Genomic DNA, 11,601 nt, shown 5'->3' on the forward strand with positions numbered 1-11,601 from the left:
CTTATCAGTGGGCGACGGTCCAGCTCGTCGGCAATGCAGTACCGATTGTCTTGGATGCTCGGCCGGTTCAGAAGGGCGATTCTCGGTTAGAGATCGTGCAGGATCTCTTAGATTCTGCTCAAGAGCATGTCCTCGTCGATAACGTCTTGATGGATCGCGAATTCGATAGCCACACATCTTAGAGGAAATTGACCAACGTGGGCTTCAATACGTCGTTCCAAAGCGAATGCAGACAAGTGAGCAAGCCCAAGCAAAGCGATTACTGCAGTGGGATCAAGACCGGTACGTGACTGACCGGAGCCTCCTATTGAACGACGATGAGCGGCATGAGACAACGCTTGTGTACCGACGCAGGGACAATTCCAATCGCACGGGCTATCGCCAGTATTCGGTGTTTATGACGAATGGGAATCCGAGACTGTTACGAGAATATTCGTATCGGTGGGAAATCGAGAGTGGCTACAAGAGCATTAAGCGGTTCATGGCGGCCACAACCTCGAAGAACTTCGTGTTGCGGTTTTTCTACTTCGCGTTTGCGTGTCTGCTGTATTCAATCTGGCGTGCGGTCGATTTACTGGTTCAGATCGATTTGACTGGCGAGTACACGCGATCGCCTGTTGTGACGGCAAACACGGTGCTCACGCTGCTAAAGCAGACTGGCATTGGATAGTGCTGTGGTAGGATGTAGTAAACTCCCGTGGATGAGCAACAGCTCTGGCTCAAACAGTCCGCAAATCCTGGAAAAGCTAAAATACTAACTAGAATTGGCCATAGACTTCGGTTTGAAGTGGTTGCAGACCGATAAATCAGTCGAAATCGTGCATTCTAGCCCCTCTATACTGGGTGTAGTCTCATCTTCCGTATAACTCATTTGATGTAGCAACATATACTTTATGGATATGAAAACAGCCATTCTCGGGCGATAGAGCCTTTGTAGCGACGGATAACACTGGAAGTGGTGGTGTGCCGTCCACTTCCACTTAACGCCGTAAGCGGAAGTAGAATCCGGCAGGTCGCCGCCCTCCGGGAAGCACAAAATCCGTATCGCCAGCGAACAGTTGGTTTCTTTTCACAGAATCCTGGTTTGTCGTACTGAGTAGTTTGGTGCTACGCAGTTATTTTAGTACCACAGTCGTTTTTGGATCGTTGATCGGATATGAGTAAGAAAAAGACTGGGTAACCTAACGAGGGATTCCTATAAAATTATTGATTACCATTCCAATTTGGGGTAAATGGGGTTCTTGATAGGGACTTGCCTCGCGAGACTAAGCTCTCGGTGAGCCTGACTCAGGATTCAAAGATTGGTTCGTGTCCTTATCAGAGGTTGGTTGACCTGAGTGGGTGAGGTGCCAGAATCAATATCCTCTGAAAGGCAAGAATCTCCTCCAGGGTTGAAGGGAGACGTCATCTCCGCTACCGACTTCCGGAGTCTCAGTACATGAGTCTTGACAGAAGAAGAGTTCGTCGAGTGCGTGAGCGTCACGTATATCGACATCGAAGATAAGACTGTCACTATACGTATATTCGACGAGTTTCAACTCAAACGAGGTGTCCATCTCATTATCCATATTGGCCGTGATCTGTACTGTCGTTCCTCAATCAGCTCTGTCTATCTGTTCGTATTGTTATTGGACGGAATCTTCGGGGCCGACGACGTCCATATCCTCGTATAGCTTGTTGTATCCTTTAGCTTCGTAAAGGTATGCACCATCCTCGACGAGTTCACGTGTGTCACCTTCGGCGGCAAATTTCTCACGAGCGTCTTTGAGTACTTTCTCTGCATTTTCACCAGGAACAACCGTAATACCGTCGTCGTCACCGACGATGATATCTCCAGGATCGACTGCTACTTTACCACATGTTATGGTAACATTAATCGATCCAGGGCTCTGCTTCAGCGGACCCTGTGGGTGGATCCCTCGAGCGTATACGGGGAACTCCATCTCCTTGATATCTGCACTATCGCGGATCGCACCGTCGATGATGATGCCGGCGAGGTCGTTCGCCTTACAAGAGGCGCACATGAGTTCGCCGAGATGACCAGTTTCGACGTAGCCATTTGCATCTATGACGAGCACGTCGCCTGGTTCCGCCATCGTGATCGCTTTGTGGATGATGAGATTGTCACCTGGCTCTGCCTTTACTGTCACTGCAGTCCCCACGAGTGTTGCTCCGTCGTATACTGGCTTGATCCCGGAGTCCATTGCGAAGCGCACGTTCCCCGTCACATCCGACGCGACAGAGCTGGGAATTCCTTCGAAATCTTCAACAACTTCACTATCTGGTCGTTCGATCTCTGGCTCTACGGTATGCACACCTCTCACAATGTGATTACCGTACCTTAAACTATCGGTCTCTGTGATCCATCATTCGTAACTGACCCTATATTGCCATTTACAGCCGAGAATGAGCCAGTACACTTTCCTAGAATTATGTCTATTGGCCTCACAGAAGTGGCTGTATGTGAATTGGTAAAGATTGTCCAAAGAGAGTGCTCTTAGCAGGCCCCCGGCACAATTAGGATACTTACCGTACAAGTCGTGAGAGCCCATGGTATGACACTATCATCGTCTCCAGCGCGGGTCAAGATGAGGTGTATCGGCTTCCGTTGGCCCGTAATCTCGGAGTTATGATGGTCAGCATTGTGATGGAGAATTTCACAGACTGGCGAGGCAAATTCAACGACGATGTGGCTATGATATCGTCTTCGACATGACCGGACATCGGTCCGGGCTTATGACTGTGTCCGGGAAGGTACGAAAGGGCTAGCGGATCGTACTCGTCGGCCAAACTGGTGAAACCCCACTATCATCCACCTCACTTGCTCGCGCCGAGATTGACGTTCAGAGCTGCTAGGGCCATATACGAGAATTTCGAATACGCACTGTGATTTCCGACACGACGACATCACAGCATACACATTCGTCGACGAGTGATTCTCTCTTCAATGATTGGAAGGCCTTCGAGGCGTTCCTCAATTGGGAGCCGTGAAGGTCGTCTCCGATGTGGCAGAACTCGAATGAGCATTCCAAAGCGGTCGGTAATCCATCTGTCTATTGGAATGAGAACATCGGCTTGCAGGTTTGTCCAGCAAGGAAGTCCTCAAACGCTGATGCAGGATCGTCGCTCTCGTAACTGGTATCGATAATCGTTTCCACATCGACAGCGCCGACCTCAAGCACGTTCACTGCCTGCTTGTAGTTCTCTCGAGTCGCCCCATAGGAGGTATTGATGTCGAGCTCACCGCGGACGATCGGTGAGAAGAACAACTCACTCGACTCACCAGGGAGGCCGACGACAATTACCTCGCCGCCTTTTCGGGCATAGTCGACAGCTGTCTCAACTCCACTTTTGTGGCCGGTCGTGTCGAACACAGTGTCGACGCCAATACTATCAGTCTCTCTCTCAATGTACTCACCAAGGTCCGTCTTGCTGATATCGACGGTCTCTATCCCCAGTTCTTCGGCGAGCGGCAGACGGTATTTCGTGTCTTTTCCGAGTCCGGAGACGATAACATGCGCTCCAAGTGAATCAAGCAGAGCGGCGATCAGCAATCCGATCGGCCCTGGTCCTTGGACGAGGATAGAATCTCCAGGAGTAACGTCCGCCCGCTCATAAGCTGCTCGCGCTGCAATTGCGAGGGGCTCCGTAACTGCTGCGTGGTGTGTCTCAATCCCATCGGGAATCGCGATGAGCTGGTTCGCGTCAACAGTCGTGTACTCCGAGTAAGCACCGTCGGTCTCCATCCCGACGAGCGTCGTATTCTGACAGACGTTCTCCTCACCAATCTCGCACTGGTGACACTCTCCACAGGGATGGATCGGGATTTCGACCACCGTCTCACCGACCGAAAAACGGGGGACATTCTCGCCAGTTTCGACAACCGTGCCTGCGTACTCATGTCCCATCACGCGCGGCATCTTCACCCACTCGAAGCCATCCATTTGTAGATATGCATGGACGTCGCTGCCACAGACGCCAGCGTACTCGACGCGAACGAGAACCTCGTCCGCGCTTGGACCTGGCCGTCTGACCTCCTGTACTTCAACTTCTTCACGACCAGTTTGAACGATGGCTTTCATCGTCTTACCTACTGGTTTGCTGGATTGGGGTGCCATTTAGTTTGGGGTCTGGATTGTGTTCGGTGGGCTGTCCCATTCAGATGCATCGTCCTGAGGTTCGTAGCCGAGGACTGCCTTCGCGTGTTCGGTGCCGAACCAGCGGGCGGCGTTGTCACTGACTGCGTAGAACGTGTCATACGTCACTGTCTCGTCCTGTAGGCAGCATTCAAGAAGATGTGCGAAATCACGCTGGGAGGTCCAAGTCGCTTTCAGTCGCTTCACCATCTGTTCGTACTCCTTGCTCCCACGCTCCCAAGAGCCAGTCTGAGACTGATCCCAGACCTCCCCTTCTTCTACCGTATCCTCGTTTCCGCGTTCGACGCCACGTTCGGCATCCCCGTACGGATGGTCGTAAGTCTCCGTACGTACGCTGGAGATCCGAAGCGCGTACACCTGTTCGGGTGAACCACCCCGACGGGCGTGAATCTGACAGATATGTTCGCCGAACACCTTCGATGCACCGTAGTAACCATCCGGCTTCGGGAGGGTTTCGTGGGTTAGTCGGAGCGGATCGTACTCGCTCGGGTAGTCCTCTTCGTAGAGTTCGGGTTCGTGTTCCTCCTCGTAAAGCCCCATCGTGCGCTGTGAAGAGGCAAAGACGAGCTTTGGAACATCAGCTTCTTTCATCGCTCGCAAGACGTTGTAGGTGCCGACGATATTTGGCTCGACGATTCCTTCAAAGTCGGCGCCTGCGTCTGATTGGGCAGCAAGATGGATTACGGCATCTTGATCATCGAACGCGGGTCGGATCGCCTCGTAGTCAGAGATGTCTGCGACGTGCGTGTCGTACTCTGGGTGGTCGTTCCGGTCGAGGAAGGTGAATTCATAGTCCTCCTCTTCGAGGAGGTAGTTCATAATCGCCTCCCCAGCCTCACCGTATGGTCCGGTGACCAGAACTCGTTGCGTACTCATCGATAGGGAGGTGTACAAGTAGCGTTAAATATCTTTTTGTCGTCCTTTTGGAGCTGTGTTTCTCACCGCGGGTATGCTACATTATAAAAGACGTTCTGTGCCTACGCACGTGATCTAATATTCCGGAGATGAGATGGACCCGGTCTTCAATATTATTGAATCACATCGGTGAGTGATTCTCGTCTGTGACATCGATACAGTGGAAAGGTAGAACAGATCATCCATTACATGACTACGATTGTAATTTAGATGGGTGAGCAGCACCCCCATCACATTGCTACGCTTGTAATTTAGAAGAAAAGTGAGCTAATACTGTTTGAGTTTCAGCTCGATAATGTTCTTTTTATCAAATAGTTCTGGGGAAATTTCATCTTCAATCCGCTCGTCGCTCATCCGGCTAATCGGCCCACTGAGGCTGATTGCGCCAAGCACCGAGTGATTCTTCGACATTATTGGAACAGCAGCCGCACAGACGCCGCCGAAGTGCTCACCACGATTGATGGAGTACCCTCGTTCACGGATCGTCTCAAGATCAGTCATCAACTCCTCATAGTCATCGATGGTTCCCTCCGTTGATCGCGGGAGTCCACGACGCTCGAGAATATCTTCACAGTCCTCCTGAGGAAGATGAGCAAGCATCGACTTACCCGTCGCCGTCGTGTGCATGTAGAAGTGATCACCGAGCGGAGCGTTGTCGTCAATTGACTCTGCGTTCTCGGACTTGTACAGTTGCACCATATATCCATTCTCGATCGTCGCGAGGTTGGCTATTTCGCCGAGTTTCTCTTGCAGATTGTCGACTTCGTTCTTCGCCGCCCGGAAGAGTGGCATCTCATCACGGAGTTCCCCGCCAGTCCTGAGAAAGAGAAGACTACACTGATACTTGCCATCCGACTTCACCACGTAGCCGCTATCCACGAGTGTTGCTAAGTGAATGTGTGCCGTGCTCATCGGCAAATCCAACGACTGTGCGACGTCTGAGAGCGTCGTCGGCCCATCTGTCCGCAGATATTCGATCATATCGAAGGCCTGCTTGACGCTTTTCAGCCTCCGAGACCCGTCGTCATTCTCCTTTGTCATACTTTCTCAAAGGAAGAACGTCGTGATAAGACCTCCGAAAACTTCGACTATGTTGAAACCTTCTCCTGACATCAAAATAGATACTCATGTGCTCACTCAACCTCTCGGATCAGCCCTGACATGCTGTCTACCGGTAGTTTTATTCGGCACGGTATTCGACTATCTGACCGAAATGAGTGCTGAAAAGGTAACTGATGGCATCTACAAGGTACAGTTCGAGCACGTTCGAGTATACATCCTCGAAGATGTCCCCGAGGGTAAGACGACTCTCATCGACACTGGGTTCGACGAGAACGGCGAGGAACTCGTCGAAACGATTCGGGCGGAATTTGGAACGATAGATAGACTGATCCTCACTCACGGTGACCACGGGCATCACGGTGGCCTCCCGTTTGTCATGGAGGCGTTCGATCCGGAGTTCCTCGCGGCCGAAAACGAAGCCAAGCTCTATGAGGCAATCGACTACGAACCAGACCACCGCTTTGAGGATGGTGACGTCCTTGACGGAAATATCGAGGTCATTCAGATACCCGGCCACACGAAGGCAACATCTGCACTGCTCCTCCGTGACCGCGATATCCTCATTTCGGGAGATGCGCTCGACGGCGCCGACCGCGCCGGGTTTCCTGAGGGCTATCTCCTTCCACCGCCCGCTTTATTCAACGATGACCACAAGGCCGCGGAGATCAATCTTTACGACTTGCTCCAGTACGACTTCGATACCGTCCTCGTCTTCCATGGGTCGAACGTCTTCGAAAACCCGAAGCAGAAACTCGACGACTTTCTTGTCGAGCGGGAGTGGGATCCGCGGCCCGATAACTGAACCGTTCGACGCGCCGTTGTCAATCCATTACCATAATCTTTATTAGGGACTGGTTAGGTCGGAGTAGTATGGTCCATGACCAGACAGAGCAGTCTCGGCGTAGCCTATTGAAAAAGAGTGGTGTCGCCCTAAGTATCGGGATGGCCGGCCTCGCAGGTTGCTCCACTAACAGTGGTTCGTCGAACTCTCAATCGGACGGTGATAATCTGACGATTACGCTCGCGACGACTCAGCCTCCGGAGAATATCTCGGTGAAGGCCGCCAAGAAGCACTTCACCCAGCCTCTCGAGAAGAAATCCGATGGAAAAATATCAGTCAACCTGAAGGCTGGCTCACTCGGTGGAACAGAGGACAATCTTGATGCTCTCGAAAGTGGGACCGTCGACATCCTCCACGAGAGCCCGACCGCCCTCGCGCAGCGATGGGCGTCCAAGTACTCCTTCGCTGGTGACCCGTTCGTTATTAAAGATATGGACCACTATCAAGCGGTCACGGACAAGTACTTGAAGCCGGACGACGGTCTGAACGGGATTCTCAAGAAGAACGGCGTCCAACTGGGTGATGCGTTCTATGTTGGCAATCGTGGCTTCACTAGTAATTCCACGGTAAAGACCCCGAAAGACGTACAGGGCATGAAGCTTCGTCTTCCACAGTATGACACGTGGACCAAAGTCTGGGGCGAAATCGGGGCGGATGTCACTCCAGTTGCGTACGACGAACTCTACTCGGCACTCCAAACGGGTGTCGTCGATGCCTCCGAAGGTCCCATCTCGCAGTTCCTTTCGGTCAGCCTCTACGAGGTTCAGTCCCACTTCAGCGTTACAAATCATTTACTCGGCACGAAGCACTTCCTCTATAATCAGGAGTTCATGAACGGGCTCAGTGACGACAACCGCGACCTCATTACGTCGACCGCGAGTGACGCCGTGAAAAAGATGACCGAGCAGATCAAGAGCAATGAGTCGAGTCTCTACAAGGAAGCCAAGCAGAAAGGCACGAACGTCGTTCCAGCAGATAAGGTGGACCGTGAGGCTTTCGTGAACGCTGGAATGCCGGCGCTCAAGCAACTCTCGAAGAACAAGTGGGCAGTCAACATCAATGATGTCCTCAACCTCAAGTAAATCTCTCGGCTCCCATGGATGGTCAGAGATAGGATACTCCACAGTCGTCTCCGTGTTCCCCCCACGTCGATCAAGACATCTGTCTTGATCATTCAACGGGGAACCAAAATGTTTTTAGTGGACCGGCGGGCTTTCCCACTATGGCGCAGAACTGGTTAGACCGGATCACCACTACCATAGGGGTGGTCCTACTAAATGTAATGCTGGTTGTCGGACTCCTTCAGGTGGCTAGTCGCTACATTACTTTCCCCATTGACCTCAACTGGACTTACGTAGTCGCGCGAACTGCCTTGGCACTAATGACGATTATCGCACTCCCATATCTATTCCAGAACGAGGCGGACATCTCGTTCCTCCCTGTTCTAAAACGTATCATCACCCGGACCGATCAGGTATTGTTCGTCCGGAACATCCTGATGGCGTTCTTCTCGGCCACGCTCGTGTTATCTGCGTATCGAGCGACCAATGTTTCCGGGGACACCGCGCTTCCGATGATTGGGTGGTTCAAGGTTGGTTGGGCGTACAACATAATCGCGCTGAGTGCTGCCTGCCTCTTCATCGTGGTCGTGCTTGACACGCGTAAGCGTGTTACCGAATTCTTGGGGAGGACCAATGCCTGAGATTCTCCTACTCGTCGCGTTCATCGCCATTCTCATGGCACTGTACGCCGTTGGCGTGCCAGCGGCCTACTCGTTAGGTCTGACTGTCCTCATCATCATGCTGTTGCCAATCGGTCCACCGCTGAATCTCGTCGTGATTACGCAACGGTTCTGGGCTGGGATGACTTCATGGGTCCTCCTCGCCGTTCCGTTCTTCCTCATGGCCGGACGAATCATGAACATCACCGGAATCACCGACGACATGTTTAATTTCGCCACTGAACTAGTCGGTCCCCTTCCCGGTGGTCTCGCGCAGGTTAACGTCTTTGTTAGTTTGATTTTCTCTGGGATGAGCGGTTCTGCCGTCGCAGACGCTGCAGGTATTGGAAGTGTTGAATACGAGGCGATGACGTCGAATGGCTACGACGGGGATGATGCCGTCGGTATTACCGGTGCCTCCGCAATCATCGGGCCGATCATTCCACCAAGCATACCCGTCGTCGTCTACGCCGTGCTCGCACAACGCTCGATTGGGACGCTATTCGTCGCCGGTATCATTCCGGGTCTTCTCATGGCGCTCGCGATGGCAGCCACGGCGTTCTACCTCGCCAAGCGTGACGGATGGCCGAAGGAAGACAGTCACGATCTCTCGAACCTATTTGAGTCCTTTCTTCGGGCCGTGCCTGGGCTTATCACGCCACTCATTATTGTCGGTGGGATCCTCGGCGGCGTGTTCACCGCAACAGAAGCCGCGCTGATCGCCGTCGTGTATGCAATACTTCTTGGCGTGTTTTACTATCGTTCAATCGGGCTGACCGACCTGATAGAGGTCAGCAAGGACACGTTCGAGGACACTGCGAGCATTGTTGTCATCTTCGGCTTTGCGAATCTCTACGCGTACTGGTTAACGCTCGCCGGTATCCCCGACTTGATCGGGCAAATTCTCGTTGGAATCTCTGCGAGCCCTCCCGTGACGATGTTAATCCTCACTGCCATTCTGCTGATCCTGGGGACGTTCATGGAAGGTACGGCAGTTCTTCTGATCATGGTCCCAATGCTGGTACCGCTCTATCCGACGCTGGGCATCAACCCAGTTCAGTTCGGAATCGTCATGGTTGTTGCCCTAATGTACGGACTTATCACACCACCCTTTGGCCTGATTCTCTTTGTGCTGGAGCGCGTTACTGACGAATCTCTTGATGATGTTATGCGGTCGATGATCCCCTACTATCTGCCACTTGCGTTTGTCCTCCTCTTGATCATCCTCGTTCCTCCGTTAACGCTGGCGGTCCCCCGTGCATTCGGGCTCTTCTAAGAAACCTGTATTCACCGGTTTTCTATCCATCCACTATTCGTAGCTGATATCTCGTCGACACTAACGTAATGGCGGGTCAGACGACGACTCCCGTCTTTAAGATCAGGACAACGATTGAGAGAACAGGAATGGACATAAGCGTCGTTGTAAGCACATTTACTGAAACGTATTCAGGGAGGCCCACACCACGGATAGTCGTTTCACTCGCGAACTCTACAGCGAAAATAAATGGCGCCACAGCAACTGGCATAGCCGTGAGCAAAATAAATACCCGATCAACTGTCACGTTACGAAAACTGAGCGCAAGCGCTACGGCAAGACCGATGGTGGGCGAGACGAGAAATCGAGAGGCCGAGGGTGGAAGAGTAAGCGAGGAGACACGATGGTATTCCGTATTAGGGAGTTGGATGCCAAGAATAATGAGCTTACAGGAATCGAGGCGTTCCCAAGCATTCCGATCGTTTGCATTGTCGCCGCTCCCGCGGGCGGAACGATATCTATAGTACGGACAGCGACTGCGATCAAGACTGCGTAGACAACCGGATACCGAAATACCTGTCTAAGGCTCTCAAGGCCGGGCTGACCGCCTGAATTTGCTGCAATAGCAAGCCCGATTGTGTACACGAACACGCCATGAACTGCGGCGAACAGGACCGCGGTCTGCCGGCCGATATCACCGAAGGCAAATGTAGCGAGCGGGATGCCGAGTGCGCCGGTATTACCGAAGGACGCGATCCGCTGAAAGGTGTTGAGGAACGTTTCTTCCATTTGGAGCGCTTTTCCGACCGCCCAACTTACTGCCAGAGTACATGCGAGGAATGCGACGACGCCAACAGATATCTTGAGGAGCGCGTCTGCTCCTAGTGTTGTGAGCGCAATGCTGTGGATCGTGAGTGCCGGCGTTAACACGAACAACGTCAGCGTGTTCAATGGCCCTGGGTCAAGACCCTCTAACCGATCTAGCACTGCTCCGATTCCGATTATCAGGAACGTCGGAAGGATGGCTGTAATGATGATTCCAGAACGGATGACATACATCAAATTTATCAAACGGAATGTGCAAAAACATACCGCTGTGGCATGGCGAAACTTATTCATGCAATCAACGAAACCGCAGGAACCTATCCAGAGTCACCAACAACTAATAGAGGTGGCTCCATATGGGACCTATGGTCATCGTTGCAGCCATCGATCGTACGGAACGAGCGACAGATGTACTTGCGGAAGCCGCTACCCTGGCAGAGACGTTCGAAGAAGAGGTCCACGTCCTGCACGTGATGAAGCGCTCGGAGGCCATCCAAATTGAAGAAGACAATGCAAATAAAGACGAGGCAGTCAGTACCGCCGAGTTGCGAGGGCAAGCCGCGCAGCCGGCGAAGTCACTTGTGGATACGCACCCACCGAGGGTCGAGACAACGACCGTTGGCCGAATCGGTGACCCAGCGAGCGAGATCGTTGAGTACACGGACGACCAGCAGGCACGCTATGTGGTGATCAGTCCACGACGCCGCTCACAGACGGGGAAGCTACTTTTCGGAAGCGTCGCACAAACCGTCCTACTAAACGCGTCCTGCCCCGTTGTCTCGCTCGCTGACCACTCCTAATGACTGCGTCACGGGGTGATGAATGC

10 protein-coding genes and 1 pseudogene are annotated in these 11,601 nt (G+C 52.6%); 6 read left to right on the plus strand and 5 right to left on the minus strand.

Annotated elements, in window-relative coordinates; genetic code table 11:
• Window positions 1-670 (plus strand): annotated as a pseudogene (locus tag LJF34_RS25935) (transposase); the annotation flags it as partial.
• Window positions 671-1,625: 955 nt separating this feature from the next.
• Here LJF34_RS25935 and LJF34_RS25940 read toward each other — a convergent pair.
• The 4 genes from LJF34_RS25940 to LJF34_RS25955 all read right to left on the minus strand — a co-directional run bounded on the left by LJF34_RS25940 (window position 1,626) and on the right by LJF34_RS25955 (window position 6,113).
• Window positions 1,626-2,315: a 4-carboxy-4-hydroxy-2-oxoadipate aldolase/oxaloacetate decarboxylase gene (locus tag LJF34_RS25940; protein ID WP_231189084.1), complete on the minus strand. Its 690-nt coding sequence runs from the start codon at window positions 2,313-2,315 to the stop codon at window positions 1,626-1,628.
• A gap of 738 nt (window positions 2,316-3,053) precedes the next feature.
• Window positions 3,054-4,082, minus strand: coding sequence for an alcohol dehydrogenase catalytic domain-containing protein (locus tag LJF34_RS25945; protein WP_231189092.1), 1,029 nt, complete (start codon window positions 4,080-4,082; stop codon window positions 3,054-3,056).
• Window positions 4,083-4,118: 36 nt separating this feature from the next.
• Window positions 4,119-5,033, minus strand: a complete 915-nt coding sequence (locus LJF34_RS25950; protein WP_231189094.1) for an NAD(P)-dependent oxidoreductase — start codon at window positions 5,031-5,033, stop codon at window positions 4,119-4,121.
• A 306-nt stretch (window positions 5,034-5,339) separates the two neighbouring features.
• Window positions 5,340-6,113 carry an IclR family transcriptional regulator gene (locus LJF34_RS25955; protein WP_231189097.1) on the minus strand — a complete coding sequence of 258 codons (774 nt, stop codon included), beginning with the start codon at window positions 6,111-6,113 and terminating at the stop codon, window positions 5,340-5,342.
• A 49-nt stretch (window positions 6,114-6,162) separates the two neighbouring features.
• On the opposite strand from LJF34_RS25955, the gene LJF34_RS25960 reads away from it, so the two are divergent.
• The 4 genes from LJF34_RS25960 to LJF34_RS25975 all read left to right on the plus strand — a co-directional run bounded on the left by LJF34_RS25960 (window position 6,163) and on the right by LJF34_RS25975 (window position 9,971).
• Window positions 6,163-6,936, plus strand: coding sequence for an MBL fold metallo-hydrolase (locus LJF34_RS25960; RefSeq protein ID WP_231189098.1), 774 nt, complete (start codon window positions 6,163-6,165; stop codon window positions 6,934-6,936).
• Window positions 6,937-7,004: 68 nt separating this feature from the next.
• Window positions 7,005-8,057 carry a TRAP transporter substrate-binding protein gene (locus LJF34_RS25965; protein WP_231189100.1) on the plus strand — a complete coding sequence of 351 codons (1,053 nt, stop codon included), beginning with the start codon at window positions 7,005-7,007 and terminating at the stop codon, window positions 8,055-8,057.
• A 140-nt stretch (window positions 8,058-8,197) separates the two neighbouring features.
• Complete coding sequence (locus LJF34_RS25970; RefSeq protein WP_231189102.1) at window positions 8,198-8,677, plus strand: TRAP transporter small permease subunit; 480 nt, start codon at window positions 8,198-8,200, stop codon at window positions 8,675-8,677.
• On the plus strand, window positions 8,670-9,971 hold the full coding sequence (locus LJF34_RS25975; RefSeq protein ID WP_231189103.1) for a TRAP transporter large permease: 1,302 nt from the start codon (window positions 8,670-8,672) through the stop codon (window positions 9,969-9,971). Before LJF34_RS25970 ends, LJF34_RS25975 begins: the two co-directional genes overlap by 8 nt.
• Before the next feature lie 309 nt (window positions 9,972-10,280).
• Here the strand turns inward: LJF34_RS25975 and LJF34_RS25980 are convergent, their stop codons facing one another.
• Window positions 10,281-11,009: an AEC family transporter gene (locus tag LJF34_RS25980; RefSeq protein WP_231189106.1), complete on the minus strand. Its 729-nt coding sequence runs from the start codon at window positions 11,007-11,009 to the stop codon at window positions 10,281-10,283.
• A gap of 131 nt (window positions 11,010-11,140) precedes the next feature.
• Here LJF34_RS25980 and LJF34_RS25985 point away from each other — a divergent pair, with 131 nt between their 5' ends.
• Window positions 11,141-11,575 (plus strand): universal stress protein, encoded by a 435-nt coding sequence (locus LJF34_RS25985; protein ID WP_231189108.1) that lies wholly within the window; start codon window positions 11,141-11,143, stop codon window positions 11,573-11,575.
• Window positions 11,576-11,601: the final 26 nt, after the last annotated feature.

The organism is Haladaptatus sp. DYF46, from assembly GCF_021083305.1.
Classification (GTDB): Archaea; Halobacteriota; Halobacteria; order Halobacteriales; family Haladaptataceae; genus Haladaptatus.